The sequence below is a fragment of the Neorhizobium sp. 05N33 genome (assembly GCF_056397445.1).
Genome location: NZ_JBFTNK010000004.1, coordinates 449,090 through 470,392, shown reverse-complemented (window position 1 = coordinate 470,392; position 21,303 = coordinate 449,090). Strand labels below are relative to the sequence as shown.

The 21,303-nt window shown below is 61.9% G+C and carries 22 protein-coding genes; 8 read left to right on the top strand and 14 right to left on the bottom strand.

Features of this window, described 5'->3' with window-relative positions; all coding sequences use genetic code 11:
- Window positions 1-25 precede the first annotated feature (25 nt).
- A complete protein-coding gene (gene gndA / locus AC1DLT_RS14650; RefSeq protein WP_477487199.1) occupies window positions 26-1,459 on the bottom strand; it encodes an NADP-dependent phosphogluconate dehydrogenase in 1,434 nt (477 codons plus the stop codon).
- 230 nt (window positions 1,460-1,689) lie between these two features.
- Between gndA and AC1DLT_RS14645 the strand changes: the two genes are divergently transcribed.
- The 3 genes from AC1DLT_RS14645 (at window position 1,690) to AC1DLT_RS14635 (ending at window position 3,262) form a co-directional block, all read left to right on the top strand.
- Complete coding sequence (locus AC1DLT_RS14645) at window positions 1,690-2,421, top strand: helix-turn-helix domain-containing protein (RefSeq protein ID WP_477487198.1); 732 nt, start codon at window positions 1,690-1,692, stop codon at window positions 2,419-2,421.
- 67 nt (window positions 2,422-2,488) lie between these two features.
- A complete protein-coding gene (locus AC1DLT_RS14640) occupies window positions 2,489-2,896 on the top strand; it encodes an SRPBCC family protein (protein WP_477487197.1) in 408 nt (135 codons plus the stop codon).
- Window positions 2,897-2,905: 9 nt separating this feature from the next.
- Window positions 2,906-3,262: a VOC family protein gene (locus AC1DLT_RS14635; protein ID WP_477487196.1), complete on the top strand. Its 357-nt coding sequence runs from the start codon at window positions 2,906-2,908 to the stop codon at window positions 3,260-3,262.
- A 3-nt stretch (window positions 3,263-3,265) separates the two neighbouring features.
- Here AC1DLT_RS14635 and AC1DLT_RS14630 read toward each other — a convergent pair whose 3' ends face one another.
- From AC1DLT_RS14630 to AC1DLT_RS14595, 8 genes are all read right to left on the bottom strand, one after another.
- Window positions 3,266-3,979 (bottom strand): PAS domain-containing protein, encoded by a 714-nt coding sequence (locus tag AC1DLT_RS14630; protein ID WP_038543262.1) that lies wholly within the window; start codon window positions 3,977-3,979, stop codon window positions 3,266-3,268.
- Between the two features lie 169 nt (window positions 3,980-4,148).
- Window positions 4,149-5,078 (bottom strand): lipid A biosynthesis lauroyl acyltransferase, encoded by a 930-nt coding sequence (locus AC1DLT_RS14625; RefSeq protein ID WP_477487195.1) that lies wholly within the window; start codon window positions 5,076-5,078, stop codon window positions 4,149-4,151.
- A 10-nt stretch (window positions 5,079-5,088) separates the two neighbouring features.
- The gene (locus AC1DLT_RS14620; RefSeq protein ID WP_007760295.1) at window positions 5,089-6,117 is read right to left on the bottom strand and encodes a zinc-binding dehydrogenase; all 1,029 of its coding nucleotides are present in this window, start codon (window positions 6,115-6,117) and stop codon (window positions 5,089-5,091) included.
- Window positions 6,118-6,176: 59 nt separating this feature from the next.
- On the bottom strand, window positions 6,177-7,463 hold the full coding sequence (locus tag AC1DLT_RS14615) for a beta-ketoacyl-ACP synthase (RefSeq protein WP_477487194.1): 1,287 nt from the start codon (window positions 7,461-7,463) through the stop codon (window positions 6,177-6,179).
- Between the two features lie 11 nt (window positions 7,464-7,474).
- Window positions 7,475-8,674 carry a beta-ketoacyl-ACP synthase gene (locus AC1DLT_RS14610; RefSeq protein WP_477487193.1) on the bottom strand — a complete coding sequence of 400 codons (1,200 nt, stop codon included), beginning with the start codon at window positions 8,672-8,674 and terminating at the stop codon, window positions 7,475-7,477.
- Between the two features lie 38 nt (window positions 8,675-8,712).
- Entirely contained in the window at window positions 8,713-9,186 is a 474-nt protein-coding gene (locus tag AC1DLT_RS14605) for a 3-hydroxyacyl-ACP dehydratase FabZ family protein (protein WP_037082199.1), read from the bottom strand.
- A gap of 31 nt (window positions 9,187-9,217) precedes the next feature.
- Window positions 9,218-9,502 (bottom strand): acyl carrier protein, encoded by a 285-nt coding sequence (locus AC1DLT_RS14600; protein ID WP_092662234.1) that lies wholly within the window; start codon window positions 9,500-9,502, stop codon window positions 9,218-9,220.
- A gap of 117 nt (window positions 9,503-9,619) precedes the next feature.
- A complete protein-coding gene (locus tag AC1DLT_RS14595; RefSeq protein WP_477487192.1) occupies window positions 9,620-10,591 on the bottom strand; it encodes a nucleoside hydrolase in 972 nt (323 codons plus the stop codon).
- 177 nt (window positions 10,592-10,768) lie between these two features.
- Between AC1DLT_RS14595 and AC1DLT_RS14590 the strand changes: the two genes are divergently transcribed.
- Window positions 10,769-11,554, top strand: coding sequence for a TSUP family transporter (locus AC1DLT_RS14590; RefSeq protein ID WP_247038698.1), 786 nt, complete (start codon window positions 10,769-10,771; stop codon window positions 11,552-11,554).
- Here the strand turns inward: AC1DLT_RS14590 and cobU are convergent.
- On the bottom strand, window positions 11,551-12,072 hold the full coding sequence (cobU, locus tag AC1DLT_RS14585; RefSeq protein WP_477487191.1) for a bifunctional adenosylcobinamide kinase/adenosylcobinamide-phosphate guanylyltransferase: 522 nt from the start codon (window positions 12,070-12,072) through the stop codon (window positions 11,551-11,553). The genes AC1DLT_RS14590 and cobU overlap by 4 nt on opposite strands.
- Before the next feature lie 691 nt (window positions 12,073-12,763).
- Here cobU and AC1DLT_RS14580 point away from each other — a divergent pair.
- The 3 genes from AC1DLT_RS14580 (at window position 12,764) to AC1DLT_RS14570 (ending at window position 15,261) form a co-directional block, all read left to right on the top strand.
- Window positions 12,764-13,759 carry an ABC transporter substrate-binding protein gene (locus tag AC1DLT_RS14580; RefSeq protein ID WP_038543277.1) on the top strand — a complete coding sequence of 332 codons (996 nt, stop codon included), beginning with the start codon at window positions 12,764-12,766 and terminating at the stop codon, window positions 13,757-13,759.
- A gap of 118 nt (window positions 13,760-13,877) precedes the next feature.
- Window positions 13,878-14,891, top strand: coding sequence for a betaine--homocysteine S-methyltransferase (gene bmt / locus AC1DLT_RS14575; RefSeq protein ID WP_477487190.1), 1,014 nt, complete (start codon window positions 13,878-13,880; stop codon window positions 14,889-14,891).
- A gap of 25 nt (window positions 14,892-14,916) precedes the next feature.
- Window positions 14,917-15,261 carry a hypothetical protein gene (locus AC1DLT_RS14570; RefSeq protein WP_477487189.1) on the top strand — a complete coding sequence of 115 codons (345 nt, stop codon included), beginning with the start codon at window positions 14,917-14,919 and terminating at the stop codon, window positions 15,259-15,261.
- Between the two features lie 10 nt (window positions 15,262-15,271).
- On the opposite strand, the gene AC1DLT_RS14565 is transcribed toward AC1DLT_RS14570, so the two are convergent.
- The 4 genes from AC1DLT_RS14565 to AC1DLT_RS14550 all read right to left on the bottom strand — a co-directional run bounded on the left by AC1DLT_RS14565 (window position 15,272) and on the right by AC1DLT_RS14550 (window position 20,310).
- Complete coding sequence (locus tag AC1DLT_RS14565; protein WP_477487188.1) at window positions 15,272-17,347, bottom strand: vWA domain-containing protein; 2,076 nt, start codon at window positions 17,345-17,347, stop codon at window positions 15,272-15,274.
- A complete protein-coding gene (locus tag AC1DLT_RS14560; protein ID WP_477487187.1) occupies window positions 17,344-17,871 on the bottom strand; it encodes an RNA polymerase sigma factor in 528 nt (175 codons plus the stop codon). Before AC1DLT_RS14560 ends, AC1DLT_RS14565 begins: the two co-directional genes overlap by 4 nt.
- 85 nt (window positions 17,872-17,956) lie before the next feature.
- Window positions 17,957-18,634 (bottom strand): ferredoxin, encoded by a 678-nt coding sequence (locus tag AC1DLT_RS14555; protein WP_477487186.1) that lies wholly within the window; start codon window positions 18,632-18,634, stop codon window positions 17,957-17,959.
- A 101-nt stretch (window positions 18,635-18,735) separates the two neighbouring features.
- Complete coding sequence (locus AC1DLT_RS14550; protein ID WP_477487185.1) at window positions 18,736-20,310, bottom strand: trimethylamine methyltransferase family protein; 1,575 nt, start codon at window positions 20,308-20,310, stop codon at window positions 18,736-18,738.
- A 264-nt stretch (window positions 20,311-20,574) separates the two neighbouring features.
- On the opposite strand from AC1DLT_RS14550, the gene AC1DLT_RS14545 reads away from it, so the two are divergent.
- Entirely contained in the window at window positions 20,575-21,276 is a 702-nt protein-coding gene (locus AC1DLT_RS14545) for a corrinoid protein (RefSeq protein ID WP_477483633.1), read from the top strand.
- Window positions 21,277-21,303: the final 27 nt, after the last annotated feature.

Here is a 21,303-nt window from a genome sequence, read left to right as displayed (position 1 = left end):
CGTTTTGCGTTGCGTGGATTAATGATCAGGCAAATTCGCTAAGGCCGCTGCCCCACGGGCCGTGATGCTTGTCGACGCCGTCGAGGCGGTCGAAGCCATGGGCCCCGAAGAAGTCGCGCTGAGCCTGGATGAGGTTCGCCGTGCCACGGCCGCGACGATAGGCGTCGAAATAGGAGAGCGCCGAGGCGAGCGCCGGAACCGGCAGGCCGGAGAGAGCGGCGTAAGAAACGACGCGACGCAACGGAGCGTCGGTATCCTTGACCATCTGCGCAAAGGCCGGCGTGACGATCAGGTTGGCGACATGCGGATCCTTGGTAAAGGCCGAGGTGATCTCGTCGAGGAAGGCCGAGCGGATGATGCAGCCGGCGCGCCAGATCTTGGCGATCGTCGGCATCGGCAGCTTCCAGTTATATTCGGCGGACGCTGCCGACATCACGGCGAAACCCTGCGCATAGGCGGCGATCTTGGCGGCGAGCAGTGCGCTTTCGAGGTCGGCGATGAAGGCAGCCTTATCCTTCGGCGCTTCCGCGACCTTCGGGAGGCCAAAAATCTTTTCGGCAGCTAGGCGTTCCGTTCTCTGGGACGAGAGGACACGGCCGGCGACGGCAGCCTCGATGGCGGTCGCAGCAACGCCCATGTTCTGGGCTTCGATGACCGACCACTTGCCGGTGCCCTTCTGGCCGGCGGCATCGACGATGATGTCGACCATCGGCTTTCCGGTAATCGGATCGGCTGCCTTCAGCACCGTCTGGCTGATCTCGATCAGGTAGGAGTTCAGGCGGCCCTCGTTCCACTTGCCGAACACGTCGCCGATTTCGGAGGCGCTCATGCCGAGGCCGTCCCGCAGGATGCCGTAGATTTCGGCGATCATCTGCATGTCGGCATATTCGATGCCGTTATGGATGGTCTTGACGAAATGGCCAGCGCCGTTTTCACCGAGCCAGGCGACGCAGGGCTCATTGTTGAACTTGGCGGAGATCGAGGTCAGCACCTTCTCGACGCGCTTCCAGCTTTCCTCGGTGCCGCCGACCATGATCGACGGGCCGTGGCGCGCACCTTCTTCACCGCCGGAAACGCCCATGCCGATGAAGGTCAGGCCGCTGTCCTTCAGATTGTCGAAGCGGCGCATCGTGTCGCGGAAATTCGCGTTGCCGGCATCGATCATGATGTCGCCGGCCGAAAGATAAGGCTTCAGAAGCTCCATCTGCTGATCGACCGGATCGCCGGCCTTGATCATGATGATGATCGGCCGCGGCGGGCGGATGGCGGCGACGAATTCTTCGAGTGTCTCGCAGGGGACAAGCTGGCCCTGCAGTTCGCCGGCTTCGGCGTAGAACTTGCGGGTCGCTTCCGGAGATCGGTTGAAGACGGCGATCTTATTGCCTTTTTCGGCAATGTTGAGCGAGAGGTTAGAGCCCATGACGCCGAGCCCGATAAGGCCGATTTCTGCCTGTTCCACGGATGTGCCTCCATATTGAGATTCGAGGGTGTTGTCGCATTCATATAGGGAAACGGCAAGGCGATGGCGACGCTAAACGATTAAATTTCCATGACACTCTGTCTTCGTCGCGGCGACGCAGCGACCTGTTTTCTCCGCGGCGGACGGCGTCTTGCGGCTGCCAAATTCGGATGCCACAAGGAGGTATGAATACGGCCAATGATACGCGCAAAGATACGCCGATACTGGCAATGCGCGCCGGCACTTACCGAGAGCGACCGGCGCACGGGACGCTTTCGAGGCTGTTTTTCCGTGTCTGGTCGCACCGCCTGCCGCAGGAATTCGAGGGTCAGATTGCCGTCGTGCCGGACGGCTGCTCGGACCTGATCTGGGTTGGCGGTCAATTGATGGTGATTGGCCCTGACCGCACCGCCGCCTTCCCTGCCCTCGCCCCCGGTGAAACCATCCTCGGTCTGCGCTTCAGGGCGGGTGCCGCCCTGCGCTGGCTTGACGTCCCGTTGAGTGAGCTGGTTGGACGCGCCGTGCCGCTCCGCGATCTCCGGGACGACGTTCGGACGGTAGAGGAGCGGCTTGCCGAAGCAAACTGCCCAATCGTAAGGCGGCGGCTGTTCGAGGCTTGGGCGGCAGGAGAGGCATCACTGGCCGCCGAGCCCCAAAACGCGATGGGAATGCTCTTCGATGAGCTCGGCAGCGGCGTGCTGCATGGCTCGTCGGCAACGCTGGCATTCGGCGAACGCACCTTGCGCCGCCAGAGCCACGATCACTTCGGATATGGGCCGAAAACGCTCGAGCGCATTCTCCGTTTGCAGCGGCTTCTTCGCATGGTCCACCAGCCCGCATCCGGAAATCTCGCCATTCTCGCGCTTGAGGCCGGTTACGCTGATCAGGCGCACATGACGCGCGATGTGAAGGAGCTGACGACCTTTACACCTTGGGAAATCCGCAGACAGATCTGCAGCTGATTGTCCGTTTTGTTCAAGAACCGTCGTTTCTCTTCGGATAGACCGAGGGGAAACTGAGGAGGCTACCATGACCACCCTGCCCGCCCGTATAATTCATATCGGCATCGAGAGACCTTGGCAGCACGTCTACGCCTTCGCGAGCCAGCCTGAAAACATGCCGCTCTGGGCATCCGGCCTTGCCGCCGGGCTTACCCGTGACGGTGACCACTGGATCGGCGACGGCGGACCGGTCGGCCTGGTGCGCGTGCGGTTCTCGCCCGACAATCCATTCGGCATCCTCGACCACACGGTGACGATGGAAAACGGTCTCGTGGTCGAGAACCCGTTGCGCGTCGTGGCGAACGGTGATGGATCGGAAATCATGTTCACGCTGTTGCAGCGCCCGGACCTCGACAACTCGGCTTTCGAGGCGGATGCCGCCCATGTGCGGAAGGATCTCAGGGCGCTGAAAAATCTGCTGGAAGAAACCAAATAGGAGGGCCCGATGGGAACCAAGGGAGCGGATCGCAAGATCGACTATATCGAGTTCAACGTGAAGGACGTCGAAGCCGCCAAGGCTTTTTACGGCTCGGCCTTCGGCTGGACTTTCACGGACTATGGACCGGACTACTGCGAGTTTCAGGACGGAAGGCTGACGGGCGGTTTTGCGAAGTCGACGGACGTAACAGCCAAAGGCGGCCCACTCGTCATTCTTTTCGCGGACGACCTGGAAAATGCCCTTGAGCGGGTCGGCAAAGCCGGTGGCCGGATCGTCAAGCCGATCTTCTCGTTCCCCGGGGGCCGGCGTTTCCATTTCGCCGATCCGGAGGGCTACGAGCTGGCCATCTGGTCCGACAAGTAAAGGTCAGGCAGCGGGGCGCCGGCGGCGGTCGGCTGTTTCCTGCATGACCAGGAGCGCGCCGATCAGTTGTGAAGAGCCAGAAACACAGGGAGACATGCGGCAACGGACGACGACCGTCTGGCCGTCGGTCTGATCCGCGTAAGTCAATGATATGCTCTCGCCCGCAAAGCAGCGATCCAGGTTCGGCTTGAAATCGTTCTTGAAACGGTGAAGGCCGACGAATTCAGCAAAATGCCGGCCGATCAGCGCGTCGCGATCGAGATCAAGACGGCGTGCGTTGGTCTCGTTGGAGTAGAAGATCCGATATCCGGGCGCGATCACCACGATACGGTCGGAAATCCGATTGAGCAGAGCGTCGTCGAGAAAACCGTCTGCCGTCGCATCGGCGATCACACCATGATCGAGCGATTCCGGCTCCGGACGGCGATTGGCCGACAGACCGGTCTCCTGAACGACGTAGCGTTCCACAAGCATCTGCAGCAAATGACCGTTGCGGCGGACGCAGCCGCGGTCATCGGCTTCTTCGTTGAGAAGGTCGAGTGCGAAGCGGAATTGCGCCTGGATGCTGGCCGGATCCTTGCTCTGGCTCGAAAAGACCGCGAGCAGAAGCGGATCGAGTTCACGATCGAGCGAAGTGGTTGCGTTATCGTCATTGCGCTCGACGGCCTGCCGTAGATCGGCATATTTTGACCAAAACAGATCGATCAACGCTTCCAAAATGCCCTCCCCCTCGTGCCGGAGATTATCGCCGATCGTTCCTCAAGATCGGCGCCTCCAATATCCAATGCGATTCAGATTAATTTATTCCTCAAAAGCAGACCCGATTTATAGCCGGTGACTTAAAGTAAAATTGCAGTAATGCGGTCAGAAAAATCTCAAAATCTGCTTAGAGATAGCGCTTGATATGCCACCGGTCGTGGTACCAGAGCCACTGTTCGGGATATTCGCGAACCCAGCTTTCCACCTTGTCGTTGAGCAGCTGGCCGGTCGCCTGGAGATCGAGTTTGCCGCTGGCGTCCCGCGGCAGTTCGACCTTCGGTTCGATCTCGAGCCGGAAGCGGTTGCCCGGCAGCCGAATGCAGCGGGCCGGATAAACTTCCGCATCGAACTGCCGAACCAGCTTTGCAAGCAATGGGCTCGTCTGGACGGGCTGCCCGAAAAAGCTGGTCTTGAGGCCCTTGCGGAATTTCTGATCCACCAGAACGCCGACGCCGCCGCCCGTTTCGAGCTTGCGTGCCAGGGCAAAGGACGAGCCCGCATGCGATGGCACCAGCTGGCCCATGCGGGCGCTACGGAAGGCGAACACCTTGTCGGCGATATAGGGATTGTTCGGCGGCCGGAAGAGAACCGTCACTTCGAGGCCGAAGGCATTGCCGGCGACCGGCAGCAGTTCGAAATTGCCTGTATGGGCCGTGAAGACGATGAACGGACGCGGATTGTCACGAAGATCGGCGAAGATCGGAATACCGGAGACTTCCACCCTGCCCGGCTTCTCCTGTTCCGGATCGAAATCGAACAGCCGGTCGAGGAACACGTATTCGGCGGCGAGCCGGCCCATATGGCCCCAGCTCGCTATGGCGATCTGCTCAAGTTCCTCGTCGGTCTTTTCCGGATAGGCGTTGCGCAGATTGACAAGCATCAGCTTGTGGCGGCCGAGCTTTGGCCCGATGCGCCGCGCCATCCGGTCGGCGAACCGGATGCCCGGATCCGCCGGAAAAATCTTCAGGAAATTCAAGAGCCCGAACGCGCTCTGCGCCACCAGCCATTGCTGGAAGTGGAGTAGCGCCAGAGCGATCCGGGTAAGGAACATCTTCAAAGCGGATGCCTCAGTCCATCCGGAGCACGATTTTGCCGAACACCTGGCGAGTTTCCATCCGCTCCAGCGCCTTGTCGATCTCGGCGAAGGTGACTTCCGTGTCGATCACCGGATGAACGATGCCCTGAGCCATCTTCTGCATGGCATTCGCCATGTTCTCCATGCGGCAGCCGAACGAGCCGAACAGCTTCAGCTGCTGCTGGAAGAGCATCATCAGGTTCATGTCGGTCGAAACGCCTGATGTGGAGCCGCAGGTGACGAGGCGGCCGCCGCGCTTCATGCACAGCATCGAGCCGGCCCAGGTGTCCTTGCCGACATGCTCGAAGACGACGTCGACGCCCTTCTTCTTGGTGAGCTTGCGCACGACGCCTTCAAACCGGTCGGTGCGGTAGTTGATGACGTGATCGGCGCCGAGCGCCTTGGCGCGTTCGATCTTGTCGTCCGAGCCGACCGTGGTGATCACCGTGCAGCCGATCTTCTTGGCGAGCTGGATGGCCGCCGTGCCGATGCCCGAACCGCCTGCGTGAACCAGGATGGTTTCGCCCGGCTGCAGCTTGGCATTGTCGAACAGCATGTGCTCGACGGTGCCGAAGGTGACTGGAGCAAGCGCTGCGGCGACCGCATCGACACCCGGAGGTGCAGGCACGAGCAGGCGAGCAGGCAGGTTGGCCTTTTCTTGGGCAAAACCGTCAAGATGGAAACCGTGCACGCCGGAAACGTGTTCGCAAAGGTTGTCGCGCTTCTCGCGGCAGGGCTTGCAGAGGCCGCAGGTGCGCGCGCCGTAGATCGATACGAGCTGGCCCGGCAGGACGTTCGAAACGCCCGGCCCGATCGCCTCAACGACGCCGGAGGCTTCCGCTCCGATCGTCAGCGGCATCTTGCGCTTGGCGAACGCCATGCCGCGCCAGCCCCAGACGTCGATATGGTTGAGCGCGACGGCTTTGACCCGCAGCGTTACCTCGCCCGGGCCGGGGGCTTCCGGCTCGGGAATGTCCACCGCTTCGAGCTTCCGGTCATCGATCAGTTGCAGAGCGCGCATAATAGGTCTTCCTTCGCCCGGAGGCGTCCCAATTCGTCAAACGTGATTGGCGACGGTCTCTAAGCTGGTTCCAGCGTCATGACAAGGCTGGCGTTCTGTCCGCCGAAGCCGAATGAGTTGGAAAGCACCGCCTTCGGCTGCCCATCCCGCTTCTTGTTCGGCACCACGTCGAGCACGATCGTCGGATCGGGGTTGGTGTAGTTGATGGTCGGCGGCAGCGTACCGGTCAGCATCGTCTGGATGGAGAAGACGGCCTCGACGGCGCCGGCCGCTGTCAGCGTATGGCCGATCATCGACTTGTTGGAGGAAACCGGGATTTCCTTCAGCCGATCGCCGAAGACGGCGAGCATCGCGCCATATTCCATCTTGTCGTTCTCCGGCGTCGAGGTGCCGTGCGCGTTGATATAGCCGATGCTGCCCTCGTCCATGCCGGCGTCTGCCAGCGCCGCGCGGATCGTCGCAATCGCCGGGCCGCCGTCCGGCGAGGAACGGGTGCGGTGGAAATGGTCGGCCTTTTCGCCGCAGCCCTTCATGATGCCGAGCACCTTGGCGCCGCGGGCGATGGCCGATTCGAGCGATTCGAGCACCAGCGTCGCCGCGCCTTCGGCGATGACGAACCCGTCGCGGTCCTTGCTGAACGGCTTTGACGCCTTTTCCGGCGGATCATTCTGAGTGGAGAGTGCGGAGAGGAGCGAAAAGCGGATCAGTGCTTCGGCGCTGACCGAACCGTCGGTCGCAACCACCAGCGAGCGATCGGTGCGGCCCTGACGGATCGCTTCGACACCGAGCTGGATGGCGGTGACACCGGAGGCACAGGCCGTCGAGAGGGTCACGGGCAGGCCGCGCGTGCCGAACTTGTCGGCAAGGCGTTCGGAGATCGAGCCGAACTGCACGGCTTCGAGGAAGACCGGGTCGGGACGTTCGCGCATGGCGGCGAGGAAACGGTCATAGGCGTCGCCCTCGGCCTTCGACGGCGGGGCGCGGTCGGCAAGCGCGAAACGATCGCTCCATTCCGGCTCGACCGGAGGGGCGGCAAGAAAGAGCGGCCCGTCGAAATCGCCGGAAAGGCCCGACTGCGCAAGCGCTTCGACCGTCGTCTCGCGGGCAAAGGCGAAGGAGCGTTCGACAGAGTTTTCGGCCGGAACGGCGATGAAATCCACCGTGCCGCTGATCCGGGTGGAAAGGCCCGCGGTCGGGAAACGGGTCACCTTGTGGATGCCGGAGGTGCCGGAGGTCAGCGCCGCCCAGTTGTCGGCAAGGCCCTGGCCGAGCGAGGTAATGACGCCCATGCCGGTGATCGCGATGATCGGACGGCCGAGATGATCCTTGAAGCGGTTGTCGCTCATCAAAATCTCCTTTACGCGGCCGAGAGGACTGCAAGGCCCTCGCCGCGCGTATAACCGACCGTCGTCACCACTGCGTGTTTGGCAGGCGCCGTCATCGGCTTTTCGTTCTGGGCATCGAATGTGGGAACTTTTGCCGCGCCATCCAAGGTCAATGCCGCAAGGGCCAGACCCAAGGGGAATTGCGCTTCCATGCCATGGCCGGTGACGCCGCCAAATCCGCGGATCGCAGCGCCCGGGAATTCGGTCTCCAGCAGCGTTTTCTCCCGCGTCGTGAGATCGACGACGCCGCTTGCACCTGAAAACACGACCGTATCGGCCTTGGAACGGCCCGAGGCATGGCCAGCGAGACGGGCGAGACGTTTTTCGAGGCGGCCCTCGTCACGATTGCCGCGATCGCCTTCGATCGCATCGATGACAGCGTAGATATGGGCGCCCCGCGCCTGCGCATGGGCGCGCGATTCGAGCACCAGGAAGGCCCCGACGGTGCCCATGATCATGCCGCCGCCATTGTCGGCCGAGCGCGACCAGAGCGGATGCCAGCCGCCCGTCGCATGCGCACGAATACCCTCGACAAGAAGGATGATGTCGGCGCGTTCGGCGACGAAGGCGCCGCCGACCAGACTGTGGGTAGATTGGCCGGCCTTGATGCGGTGGAAGGCGGTCTCGACGGCGGAAATGCCGGCCGCCTCTTCGCCCATGAAGGTGCGCGACGAACCGGTGACCTTGTGGACGATCGAGATATTGCCGGCGACCAGGTTGGAAAGCTGCGCCAGAAACAGCGTCGGGCGAAGCTCGGTCGTCAGCTTCTCGTTGAGCAGCATTTCGCGGTCGTTGCGCTTCAGCGCTTCGTCGACGATCAGCGAATCGACCTTGATGTCGCGCTCGCCGCCGCCGGCGGCCACGATCATGTCCATGGAAGCGCAGGCTTCCGCATCCGTCTTCAGGCCCGCGTCGTCGAGCGCAAGGCCTGCGGAAAACACGCCGAGCCGCTGCCAGTTCTCCATCTGGCGCTGGTCGCCACGCTTGGCGATCTGCGCAGACCAGTCGATTTCGGGCATCGGATGCACCGGATACGGCGCGAAACGATCGATCTCGACTTTCGGGGCACCCGCTTCCGGCGACGACAGGAGCGCGATATGCGGCTCCTTGCCCACGCCCTGGCTGGTGACGATCCCGATACCAGTGATCACGACATCGTTGTCAGACTTCATAATGTCCTCTTTGACCCACCGGTTGAACGGGCAGGCTTTTATGCGCTTGCGGCAATCGCATCCATCAGGCCGACCTCTTCCGCGCGCTTGCGGATGACCGGCGCCAGCGGGATTTCGCTGAACGGCATGGTGCGCAGTTTGAGCTGTGCGTCGCAGACCTTCTTGCCGTTACACGTGATCTTTGCCTTGGTCACCGCGTAACCGGACCCCTCATGCTCCAGAAACGCCTCGATGTCGAGAACCGCGTCGGGCTCCACAAAGGCGCGCATCTTGGCGCCGTCGACCGACATCAGGAACGGCATGGCGGCGAAATCGGTAGCGGCAAGCACCAGGAAACCGGAGGCCTGCGCCATGGTCTCGATCAGGAGCACGCCCGGCACCAGCGGCATTCCGGGAAAATGGCCTTCGAAGACAGGGCTTTTGGAAGGCACGACAGACCGCGCCTTCAACACTTTGGCCCCAAGATCGACCGCTTCGACGCGGTCGATCATCTGGAAATATTCGAGCAGCATGAGTTTGCCGGCCCGGGATGATCGGTGACGATCAGCCCTTGGCCGCCTTCAGCTCGTCGATCTTGGCACACAGGTTCTTCAGAACGAAGTACTCTTCGGTCGAAACCTTGCCTTCGTTGACTTCCTGGGTCCACTGTTCCAGCGGAATCTTGATCCCGAATTCCTTGTCGATGGCGAACACGATATCCAGGAAGTCCAGGCTATCGATGCCCAGGTCATCGATCGTGTGGCTTTCCGGCGTGATCGTCTCGCGATCGATTTCGCTGGTCTCAGCGATGATGTCGGCAACTTTATCGAATGTAGCTGTCACGCCCATGTCCTTTGTCGAATATCCAAATCAAGGTTCCACATAGGGAAATCGATCACAAATGCCAATGGCCTCGTGTTCCCGCGTGAAAATTTGCACCGGAACTGTTGCCTAAACAGCAATCGCCTAGGCGCCGGAGGCCCGGCTCTCGACCAGCGCCGTGCGGATCACCTCCAGAACCTCGCCCGATCGGACGTCGGTGCACACCCACTGGCTCGGCTGACCGTCCCAGGCGGTGCCGACGAACTTGCGGCCGCTGTCGGGGGCCTGGATCGTTTCGCCGTCGGCAATGCCCCCGCAGACGACCCGCACCGCGCCGCTGCGGAGAATGAAGAGGTCCGGCCGCACCAGATAGACGCAAGCCGTGCTGTCATGTACCGCCATGCCGGAAATGCCGACCCGGCTCTTGTAGAACTCGATGTAATATTGCGACAGGTCGGAGAGCAATTGCACCGCCTTTTCGCCCGACTTGGCCATGTCGGCAAGATACTCCCCCGTCATGATCGTCTTCAGCGTCACGTCCAGACCGACGATGGTGACCTTCCAGGGCGTGGTGAAGATGATGTCGGCGGCTTCCGGATCGCCATAGATATTGGCTTCCGCTGCCGGCGTGACATTGCCGTTCACATCGAAGGCGCCGCCCATGACGATGACTTCCTTGACGAGGCCGGCAAAATCCGGATCGGCCTGCAGCGCCAGCGCCAGGTTTGTCATGCGGCCGACGGCGATCAGCGTCACTTCGCCCGGATTGTCGCGGACGGTATCGATGATGAACTGGTAGGCGGGACGGGGGTCGAGCGGCCAGTCTATCGTGTCCGGCAGGCCGATATTGCCGAGACCGTCAAGGCCGTGCACGACGGAAGCGGCGCGATCGTCGCTTCGCAACGGATCGATCGTCCTGTCGGCGCCTCTGGCGATCGGCGCGGAAATTCCCCATTCCTGATGCAGGAACTGCGCATTGCGAGTGGTCAGATCAAGTGACACATTGCCGAAAACGGTCGTGACGCCAATCAGGTCGACTTCAGGATGCCGGTGCAGAAAGAGCAGCGCCATCGCGTCGTCAACGCCGGGGTCCGTATCGAAAATGACCTTGTGCATGTGCTTTCCTCGTTCGGCTCTTCGAAAGCCGCGCACAATAACGCCAAACCAATGATGCGCAATCCCGGAAGCAACATGGCTGGAGTTCCGCTGGAGATGGTTGCGGTCAACGCGGTTCGATGCGAGAAGCACGCCGCACCCGTCCGGATGCGCCTCCCCTGACAGAGTCTCCTCCCCTTGACCGACCTCGCATTCCAATTCCTCTTCCTGCTGTTTCTTGCCGCGATTTTTGCTGGTTTCGTCGATTCGATCGCCGGCGGTGGTGGGCTCATCACCATTCCGGTCATGCTGATCGCCGGCATCCCGCCGCTCGAATCGCTTGCTACGAACAAACTGCAGTCGCAGTTCGGATCGGCATCCGCGACGATTGCCTATGCGCGGCGAGGTCACGTGAACTTAAAAAGTCAGTTGCCGATGGCGGCGATGTCGCTGATCGGCGGGGCCGTCGGCGCCGCGCTCGCGTCGTTGGTGCCGGCGGGTTGGCTTGCCGCGGCAATCCCGTTCCTGCTGATCGCCATCGCGCTGTTCTTCGCCATCAAGCCCAATCTCAACGATATCGACAGTCACCGCCGGGTGACGCCTTTGGTGTTCGGGGTGACGATCGTCCCGTTGGTCGGCCTGTATGACGGCATCTTCGGGCCTGGTGCCGGCTCTTTCTACATGCTGGGTTTCGTACTGCTCGCCGGCTTTGGCATGCTGAAGGCGACCGCCCACACCAAGCTCATCAATCTCGGCTCGAATTTCGGCTCGTTCCTGGTCTTTGCGGCAACCGGGTCCGTACTTTGGAAGATTGGCCTGATCATGGGCGTCGGCCAGTTCCTCGGCGCCCAGGTCGGCTCGCGGCTGGCCATGAAGAACGGCGCGAAGCTGATCAAGCCGCTGCTTGTCATCTCCTGCCTGGCGCTCGCCCTGAAGCTGCTCGCCGACCCGACCCATCCCGTCCGCGTCTGGCTCGGCTTCTAGCTCTTCATCCTGAGCGGCAGACCGGCGGCGACGAAGAAGACCTCGTCGGCAGATGCCGCGATCCGCTGGTGCAGCCTTCCGGCATGGTCTCTGAACTCCCGCGCCATTCTGTTGTCCGGCACGATGCCGAGGCCGACCTCGTTGGAGACGACGATCAGTCTCGCTGAGAGGCTTTCGAACTGCCGCACGAGTGCGGCGGCGGCAGTGTCGATATCGCGCTCGTCCATCATCAGGTTGGTGAGCCAGAGCGTCAGGCAATCGACGAGGATGACCCTCCCCGGCGCATCGATGTCGGCCAATCGCTCCACCAGATCGAGCGGCACTTCATGGGTGGTCCAGCCGTCTCCGCGATCGACGCGATGCCGGGCGATGCGCTCGCGCATCTCGTCGTCATAGGCACGACCGGTGGCAACGTAGTGCCGTTCCAGGCCGCTCTCTTGGGCAAGCCTTTCCGAAAACCCGGATTTGCCCGAGCGGGCGCCGCCGAGGACAAGGGTGACGTGACCGTTGCGTGTCATGGAGAAAATGGCCTTAACCAGAGGGGACCGGACGATTCGTAGACAGGAGGCGTCCGGCCCTGTTGGTGATGATGTCTCTGGATTAGCATTACGGTCAAATGGTGCCGTCAGAAAGCACGGGTGTCAACCGATACCCGCTTGCCGTATTCAAGCCTCACCGACGAAAGGCCTCGGCTGACCGGGCTCGGCCAGCCGATTTTGACCGCAAATCCACGCAGGTGCCAAAAGGCCCACGAGCCAACATGACAATCGTGAATTCTACAACAATCGGAAGATGAAGCGTCCGCGGGCCAATAAAGCAGGCCCGCCATCGGACAGCGAGGGCAACCGGTACGCACTACCTGATCCGGCGCCAGGCGCGAGCTAACCGCCCGCATTAAAAGCAATAACGCGACATTCTTACCGGATGGTTAGTGAACTCCGGAAGTCACGCGATTTTCTCATTTTCCTTGCGGTTCCCTAAAAATGGGCCGTGGATAAATGATCCCAGGTCGCGCGTGTTGATTTCTGATCCCGAAACCCTACCGTGATTTGAGTTGACATATAAATGCGCAGTATCTGTGAAAAGCTGCCGCAAATGCGGATGTGATAGATCCTTCGCAGGGCTGCTTGAAACTGCCTCCATCGGTTGATCACCATCTTGCGCTCTGCTGAAGTCAACACTGAAAGGAAACGGCCGGGAGGTCTCAAAATGAAAAAAATCCTCGCTTCCACGGTCTTCGCCGCCGGTCTTTATGCTTTCGCAGGGTCAGCCTCGGCGGACTGCGGTTCAGTCTCGATCGCCGAAATGAACTGGGCCTCAGCCGGCATCGCCGCCAATCTCGACAAGATCATCCTGGAACAGGGTTTCGGCTGCACCGTCGAACTCGTCGCGGGTGACACGCTTCCGACTTTCACATCCATGAACGAAAGGGGCCAGCCGGACCTCGCACCGGAATTCTGGATCAACTCCGTCCGCACGTCCCTCGACAAGGCCGTTGCCGAAGGCCGCCTGGTGATCGGCGCCGAAATCCTGTCGGATGGAGCCGTCGAGGGCTGGTGGATCCCGAAATTCCTTGCCGACTCGCATCCGGACATCAAGACGGTCGCGCAGGCGCTCGCCCATCCGGATCTCTTTCCGGCTCCGCAGAAGTCGGCCAGAGGCGTCGTCTACAACTGCCCGTCCGGATGGAGTTGTCAGATTTCGACCGCGAATCTTTTCAGGGCTCTCGGCGGCAAAGAGAAGAATTTCGACCTGATCGACACCGGCACGGCAGCAGGCCTCGACCAATCGATCGCCGCCGCCTTCGAGAAGAAGACCGGCTGGCTCGGTTATTACTGGGCGCCAACCGCCTTCCTCGGCAAATACGAGATGGTGAAGCTCTCCTTCGGCGTGCCGCACGACAAGGCCGATTGGGACGCCTGCACCGCTGTCCCCAACTGCCTGAACCCCAAGGTGAACTCTTATCCGACCTCGCAGGCCTTCACCCTGGTGACCAAGCAGTTTGCTCAAAAGGCTGAGGTGGCGATGGACTATATCAAGAGGCGCAAGTGGAGCAATGCGACGGTCAATGGCGTGCTCGCCTGGCAGGAGGCCAACAAGAGCACCAACGAGGCTGCCGCCAAACATTTCCTCGAAACCAGTCCGGACATCTGGACCAAATGGCTGGCCCCCGACATCGCCGATAAGATCAAGGCGTCGCTCTGAGCCGGCCATTCGGGCGGGCGCTGCTGGAGCCGCCGGCGTCGCGAAGAGGCGCGTGGCCGCGGCTTGAAATCATATAAAGATTTCTTTATATGATTGATCGCTATTGCAAGGAGCGCCCATGCCGACCGCCAACGCACTGACCGAACTTCTGGCCGAGAAGGGCGTGCTGCTGGCTGACGGCGCGACCGGCACCAATCTCTTCGCCATGGGCCTGGAAGCCGGCGAAGCGCCGGAACTGTGGAACGAGGCCGCGCCTGAGAAGATCGAGAAGCTGCATCAGGATTTCGTCGACGCAGGCGCCGATATCATCCTCACCAATTCCTTCGGTGGCACGCGCCAGCGGCTGAAGCTGCACAAGGCGGAAGGCCGGGTGCACGAACTCAACAGGCTTGCTGCAAAGATCGCCCGCAAGGTGGCAGAGAAAGCGGGCCGCAAGGTGATCGTCGCCGGTTCGGTCGGTCCGACCGGCGAACTGTTCGTACCGCTCGGCACCATGACCTATGAGGATGCAGTTACCGCCTTCGCGGAACAGATCGAGGGCCTGAAGGCCGGCGGCGCCGATATCGCCTGGATCGAGACCATGTCTGCGCCGGAAGAAATCCGCGCAGCGGCCGAAGCGGCCGTCCAGGTCGGACTGCCCTATACCTATACCGGCTCTTTCGACACGGCCGGCAGGACGATGATGGGCCTCGATCCCAGGCAGATCCACAGCGTGGCAAAGGATGTCGGCGAAGGCCCGGTCGCGGCTGGCGCCAATTGCGGCGTCGGCGCCTCCGATATCCTGTCCAGCCTGCTCGACATGACCGCCGCCGATCCTGAGGCTGTCACCATCGTCAAGGGCAATTGCGGCATTCCGGAATTTCGCGGCTCGGAAATCTTCTATTCCGGCACGCCGCCGCTGATGGCGGAATATGCGCGGCTTGCCCGCGATGCCGGCGCAAGGATCATCGGCGGATGCTGCGGCACGTCCTGCGAACACCTGGCCGCGATGCGCTCGGCACTCGACGATTACACCCCTCGGCCGCGACCGACGATCGAGGAAATCGTCGACAAGATCGGCCCGCTGCGCAATAAGACCGCCAGCGAATCGGGCGGAGATTCCGGCCGGGAAAGACGTCGCCGCCGCGGCTGACGCATGAGGGCTGAAGGATAGAGACATGGCAAACATATCCCCGATCGGCAGCCGGGAAACGGTAGCGGAAAGCCTTGCGAGTTTCTCGACCGAGAACCAATCCTGGCTGGCCCTGCTGACGGACAATCCGACGTCGGACGACCTGCTGCTCGACGGCCTGCATCTCTATCTCGACCAGGCTTCGGAAGCGAAGTTCCTGAACTCCCTGAAACTGCAGAAGTGCGGCGAGTGGATCGGCAACACCGCGCCTGCCCGGCTGCAGATCCGGCTGATGGAAGCGGCGAAATCGAGCCAGCATCCGGCCTATGCCGCCTTTCGCGACGGGCTGACCCGCTCCGGTGGGCTGGAGCGGGCCTATCCCAAGGTTTGATTGAGACGGCCTAGCGCCGGTCGAGTGTCTCGGCGAGCCGCACGAGGTCGAGGAACCCGCCGCGATATCCGAACGCATCCTCGCCGCGGGCATTGCGCGCCATGTCGAGGATCAAGCGGTAGGGAAAGGCGTCGAGCGCATCGGTGCCGCGCAGTTTTTGCCCGAAGGCTGCCACCGCTGTCGAGAACCGGACATCCTGAGGTGCTGAGGCGAAGTCGCGCACTGCATTCATCTCGGTGACCGGCGTGGTGATCAGCTTACTGGCATCCCCATCAGGCTGCTTGTAGCGGATTTTGACGAAGGCCATTTCATCGGAGACCGCAACCGGCGCGGAGGGCGCGGCCGGGCCGTAACGCAGCGGGTCGTCGAGCGCCGAGGCACTGCCCTTCGGCGTCACCTCGTAAATTGCCGTCACCGCATGACCGGACCCGATATCGCCAGCATCCACACGGTCATTGTTGAAATCCTCGCGTTTCAGCGCCCGAGTCTCATAGCCGACCAAACGATACTCCGAGATCTGCTGCGGATTGAACTCGACCTGGATTTTTACGTCCTTGGCGATCGGAAACAACGTCGAACCAGCCTCCTCGACCAGCGCCTTCTGCGCCTCGGCAAGCGTGTCGATATAGGCGGCGGTGCCGTTGCCGTTCTGGGCGAGCGTCTGCATCAGGCTGTCGTTGAGATTGCCTTCGCCGAAACCCAGAACCGAGAGGAAGATACCGTCCTTGCGGCGCTGCTCGATGAGGCGCTTGAGGTCTTCGTCGCTGGAAGCACCGACATTGAAATCGCCGTCAGTCGCCAGCATCACCCGGTTGACGCCCCCCGGGATGAAGGCCTGGCGCGCCAGCCGATAGGCCGCATCGATGCCTTCCGCCCCGGCCGTCGAACCGCCGGGCCGCAGATTGTCGATCGCACCGAGGATCTTGTCCCGTTCGCGAGCGGACGTCGGCTCCAGCATCGTTCCGGCATTGCCGGCATAGGTAACGATCGAGACCTTGTCCTCCGGCTTCAATTTGCCCACCAGCAGGCGGAAGGCGCTTTTCAAGAGCGGCAGCTTGTCCGGCGCGTTCATCGAGCCGGAGACGTCGATCAGGAAAACGAGATTGGCAGCAGGCTGCGAGGCCGGCGCGGTCTCGAACCCCTTGATCGCCACATGCATCAGCCGCGTGCCGGTATTCCACGGAGTGGGCGTGACGGTGACGGTGGTGCGGAATGGCTCGTCGGCCGTCTGTGGCCGCGGCCAGTCATAAGGGAAATAATTGATCATCTCCTCGACCCGCACGCTGTCGGGATCGGGCAGATGCCCTTCCATCAGCGAGCGCCGCGCAAACGCATAGGAGGCCGTATCGACGTCGACGGAGAAGGTGGAGACCGGATCGGTTGCGACGCTTTTGACCGGGTTGGTGTCCGCGTTGGCGAAGCGGTCGCGGCCATCTTCGAGCGGCGGCAGGATTTCGCGCTCAGTGGGCGCATAACGGGGGGCTGCAGCCATCGGAGCCGCGCGCTCGGCCATCACCGGGGGCGCCGGCATGGGAGCGACCAATGGGCTGGGCGCAGCACTCCGCTGGGCCGCACCGCCACGTGCCTCCTGCTTCTTCAGCTGGCGGGCAATATCCGCGGAGCTAAAATCGCTCTGCTTCGAGGATTGAACCGACGGTGCGGCATCGGCCTTCCGATCGGCTTCCTGCTGCGGTTCGGCCGGCTTCGCGACCGACGGTACCGGCACTCTCTCCGTCACGGGCTTCGGTGCGTCCATGACTTGCGGCAGCGCGACCTGCCCTGAGCTCGACAGGTTGCCGCGCGTCAGTTCGAATGTCAGCAGGGCAGCCGTCGGAATGATCAGCATCGTCGCAAGTGCGGAGCCTGCGAGATAACGGTGTTGGGTAACCATGCGGATGCTCCAGATCCTATTGAGAACAGAGCTTTGACGCTGCCACCAGGAACTTCCTTTGCTGCGCGCTGCATTTTTTTCCGTCTCGTCGAAGGCCTGCATGGCGGCGGCAAGCGCGCGGCCGCGAGCCGCATCGGAAGCGCGGGGCGCCGAGGCCAGATTGCCGAGCTGGTCGAATTCGTCCGTCATGGTCAAACCGCCTCCTTCTTCAGAAGGTCCTTCAATCGTTTACGCGCCTCGTGCAGATGCCAGGAGACCGTGTTTTCGCTGCAGTCGAGAATGGCCGCCGCAGCCGCGTGTGAGAGCCCTTCGCTATGAACCAGCAGGACCGCATCCCGCTGTTTTTCCGGCAGGCGGCGCACCGCCGCCCATAGCCAGTCGCCGCGATCGTCCTCCTCCGGCTCCAGATGCGAAAAGAAGATCGGGTCGTTTGCAAGCCGGTCCTGGTCTCGTCGCCGCCGGGAGGACTGGCGCTGATGGTCGCGTACCGCGTTCAGCGTCAGTGTGTAGAGCCAGGTGCGGAACGCCGACTGCCCTTTGAAGCTACGGATAGCCTTGCCCAGCCGGATGCAGACGTCCTGGGCGATGTCTTCCGCATCGCTTTCCGTGCCGCACCAGCGCCAGGCGACGGCATGAATGAAATCATAATGCGCCTCGACAAGCGCTGAAAACGCATTGCGGTCGCCTTGGCATGCCTTATCGAGGATTTCCGCGCTCACTTGCCCGCCCGCTTTTCCGTCGCTTAAGAGCTTAGACGTTTCGCTCAGGAAATTCCTTGGGGTATCCCAAGAAAAAATTTTAAGCTCACCGCACCAGCGCTTCCATATGGAACCGGAGCTGCCCCGGCGGGTAGTGATATTGCACGCCGACCGGACAGGAGTTGCGGGCCGCACAGCCGGAAATCATGCAGGTCGCCTTGCCCGCCTCGCTCGCTAGATAGGCGCGACATCGGGGAATGTCGAAGCCCGACAGGCTGACCGCATTGACGGGACAGGCCAACATACAGGGTTTTTCGCTGCAGCTCTCGCAAGGATGCTCGGCCTCATCAGGCGAAATCTCTATCGCATACGGAAAACCCAGAGCGCCTCGATAACCGTGCCAGAGCCCGAACTGCGGATGGATGAGGATGCCGAGCGGCGAAGACTTCAGACCTTCAGCCCTCATCGCCCATTGCTGGAACGGCTGCCAGGGCGGATCGGAGGGGAAATAGGCAGCGGCTCCGAGCCGTCCGGCGAACGGCCGGATCAGAAACTTCGACCACGTGTCGAGGGGATCGGGACCGTCATGGCCTTTTCGCCATTCCGTGAACGACGGCCAGATCGAACCGCCGACATTGCCGAGCAATACGACCGCCTGCGCAAGGGAGCCGTCGCCCAATAACGGCCCCTCGCCCGGTCCAAAATTCACCACGCCGCGGATCAGGATGCCGTGGAGTCCGAGCCCCGCGGCAATCTCATCGAGAACTGGTGAAGGCGGCCTCACCGAGGCCCCTGGTATCGGTAATGCGGTCGCCAGACCCCTTCCTGGATAAAATCGGCGACCAGCCTGGCGCCGCCTTGCTCCCTGGCGGCATCGGGCTCTCTTCAGGTGAAGGCGTCGGGCATCGAATCCTTGCGGTCCTTGATGAACGCGAGCAGCGCCTCGTCGATCGCGGGATCAAGCGGCGGTGCTTCGTAGCTGTCGAGCCAGGAGCGGCAGAGCGCGTTGGCGCGTTGCTCGATCCGCTTCTCGCCCTCGATCTCCCACTGTTCGAAGGAATTGTTGTCCATCAGCGCCGAACGATAGAAGGCAGTCTGGAAATGCGCCTGGGTATGGGCGCAGCCGAGATAATGGCTGCCGGGGCCGACTTCGCGGATCGCGTCCAGCGCCTGGCCTTCTTCGGACAGATCGACGCCCTGCGCCATCTTCTGCATCATGCCGAGCTGGTCCTGGTCGATCATAAATTTCTCATAGGACGACACGAGGCCACCCTCCAGCCAGCCGGCAGCATGCAGCACGAAATTGGTGCCGGCGAGCAGTGTCGTGTTCAGCGTGTTGGCCGATTCGTGCGCCGCCTGGGCATCGGGCACTTTCGAGCCGCAGAGCGAACCGCCGGTACGGAACGGCAGGCCGAGGCGACGGGCGAGCTGCGCCGCACCGTAAGAGACCAGCGACGGCTCCGGGGTCCCGAAGGTCGGCGCGCCAGATTGCATCGAGATCGACGCCGCGAACGTGCCGAACAGCACCGGCGAGCCCTTGCGGATCAGCTGTGTCAGCGCAGCACCGGCCAGCACTTCGGCAAGGATCTGCGTCAGCGTTCCGGTCACCGTCACCGGGCTCATGGCGCCCGAGAGAATGAACGGCGACACGACCGACGCCTGGTTATGCCGCGCATAGACTTTCAGCGCGCCAAGCATGGTGCCGTCGAACACCATCGGAGAGTTGGCGTTGATGAGGTTCAGCGTGACGCAATTGTTCTCGACGAATTCGTCACCGAATACCAGCTTCGCCATGGCAACCGTGTCTTCGGCGCGCTCCGGCGCGGTGACCGATCCCATGAACGGCTTGTCGGAATATTTGATATGGCTGTAGACCATATCAAGATGCCGCTTGTTGACCGGCACGTCGACCGGCTCGCAGACGGTGCCGCCCGACGAATGCATCGACGGCGCCATATAGGCGAGCTTCACGAAATTGCGGAAATCCTCGATCGTCGCGTACCGGCGCTTGCCGTCGAGGTCGCGCACGAAGGGAGGTCCGTAGACCGGCGCGAACACGGTCGCCTTGCCGCCAATCTGGACGTTGCGCTCCGGATTGCGGGCATGCCAGGTAAATTCGCTCGGTGCTGTCTTCAGCAGTTCGCGGCAGAGGCCCTTGGGGAAATGCACCCGGTGGCCCCGAACGTCGGCACCCGCCTTTGCCCAGAGTTCGAGCGCTTCCTCGTCTTCGCGGAATTCGATGCCGATCTCTTCGAGGATGAGATCCGCATTGCGCTCGATGAGGGTAAGGCCCTCCTCGTCCAGCACCTCGTAGACGCCGATTTTGCGGGTGATATAGGGCAAGGAAAGACCGGGACCGTGGCCTGCGCGGGCCGCCCGGCGGCCCGCCGCTCCCCGCTCGCCGCGGCCGCGCCTGGCCCCGCTGGCTGCCGGTTCCGTCTCTGGGGTCAAATCGTCCATGATGTTCCTCGCCTCCGCTTTGAAAAGCGCCTCAAGCTTTTTTGATGCGCCATGCTAGGCCCAAGTGCAAGCGGAGCCCCGCCTTTCTGCGTCACGGGTTTGTACAGGACAGACATCCCGCAGCGATCTTCCGTCGTTTTTCCGACGCGCCGCTGTCGCATACGAAAGAAATTGCCAAGCAAATTAAAGGTAAAGATAGTCGGGACGGTAAACGTCTGATTTGCCGGCCTTCGAACCGGCCCCTCGAACGAAGGGAAACATTGCATGTCCGACGACGAAATCATTCTGGCGGAACTTTCCGACGAGGAACTCGTGCAGCAGATGCACGACGATCTTTACGACGGCTTGAAGGAGGAGATCGAGGAGGCGACCAACATCCTGCTCACGCGCGGCTGGACGCCCTATGACGTGCTCACCAAGGCGCTGGTCGAGGGTATGCGCATCGTCGGCATCGACTTCCGTGACGGCATTCTTTTCGTGCCGGAAGTGCTGCTATCGGCGAGTGCCATGAAGGCGGGCATGTTCATCCTGCGGCCGCTTCTGGTCGAGACCGGCGCTCCCAAACTCGGCAAGATGGTGATCGGCACCGTCAAGGGCGATATCCACGACATCGGCAAGAACCTCGTCGGCATGATGATGGAGGGAGCGGGCTTCGACGTGGTCGACCTCGGCATCAACAACCCGGTCGAGAACTATCTCGATGCGATCGAGCGGGAACAGCCGGATATTCTTGGAATGTCGGCGCTTTTGACCACGACCATGCCTTACATGAAGGTCGTCATCGATACGCTGAAGGAAAAGGGCATGCGCGACGACTATATCGTACTTGTCGGCGGCGCGCCGCTCAACGAGGAATTCGGCAAGGCGGTCGGCGCCGATGCCTATTGCCGCGATGCGGCGGTCGCCGTCGAAACGGCAAAGGAATATATCCGCCGCAAGCACAACAGCCTTGCCGCCGGCGCCTGAGGCGCCGAACGGCTTGCTGACGGCGAC

Bases quoted from the DNA above. Each gene is read 5' to 3' on its own strand.
- AC1DLT_RS14645 (WP_477487198.1), top strand. From the start codon at position 1,690: ATGCGCGCCGGCACTTACCGAGAGCGACCGGCGCACGGGACGCTTTCG.
- AC1DLT_RS14640 (WP_477487197.1), top strand. From the start codon at position 2,489: ATGACCACCCTGCCCGCCCGTATAATTCATATCGGCATCGAGAGACCT.
- AC1DLT_RS14635 (WP_477487196.1), top strand. From the start codon at position 2,906: ATGGGAACCAAGGGAGCGGATCGCAAGATCGACTATATCGAGTTCAAC.
- AC1DLT_RS14620 (WP_007760295.1), bottom strand. From the start codon at position 6,117: ATGCGCGCTCTGCAACTGATCGATGACCGGAAGCTCGAAGCGGTGGAC.
- AC1DLT_RS14615 (WP_477487194.1), bottom strand. From the start codon at position 7,463: ATGAGCGACAACCGCTTCAAGGATCATCTCGGCCGTCCGATCATCGCG.
- AC1DLT_RS14610 (WP_477487193.1), bottom strand. From the start codon at position 8,674: ATGAAGTCTGACAACGATGTCGTGATCACTGGTATCGGGATCGTCACC.
- AC1DLT_RS14605 (WP_037082199.1), bottom strand. From the start codon at position 9,186: ATGCTGCTCGAATATTTCCAGATGATCGACCGCGTCGAAGCGGTCGAT.
- AC1DLT_RS14600 (WP_092662234.1), bottom strand. From the start codon at position 9,502: ATGGGCGTGACAGCTACATTCGATAAAGTTGCCGACATCATCGCTGAG.
- AC1DLT_RS14595 (WP_477487192.1), bottom strand. From the start codon at position 10,591: ATGCACAAGGTCATTTTCGATACGGACCCCGGCGTTGACGACGCGATG.
- cobU (WP_477487191.1), bottom strand. From the start codon at position 12,072: ATGACACGCAACGGTCACGTCACCCTTGTCCTCGGCGGCGCCCGCTCG.
- AC1DLT_RS14580 (WP_038543277.1), top strand. From the start codon at position 12,764: ATGAAAAAAATCCTCGCTTCCACGGTCTTCGCCGCCGGTCTTTATGCT.
- bmt (WP_477487190.1), top strand. From the start codon at position 13,878: ATGCCGACCGCCAACGCACTGACCGAACTTCTGGCCGAGAAGGGCGTG.
- AC1DLT_RS14570 (WP_477487189.1), top strand. From the start codon at position 14,917: ATGGCAAACATATCCCCGATCGGCAGCCGGGAAACGGTAGCGGAAAGC.
- AC1DLT_RS14550 (WP_477487185.1), bottom strand. From the start codon at position 20,310: ATGGACGATTTGACCCCAGAGACGGAACCGGCAGCCAGCGGGGCCAGG.
- AC1DLT_RS14545 (WP_477483633.1), top strand. From the start codon at position 20,575: ATGTCCGACGACGAAATCATTCTGGCGGAACTTTCCGACGAGGAACTC.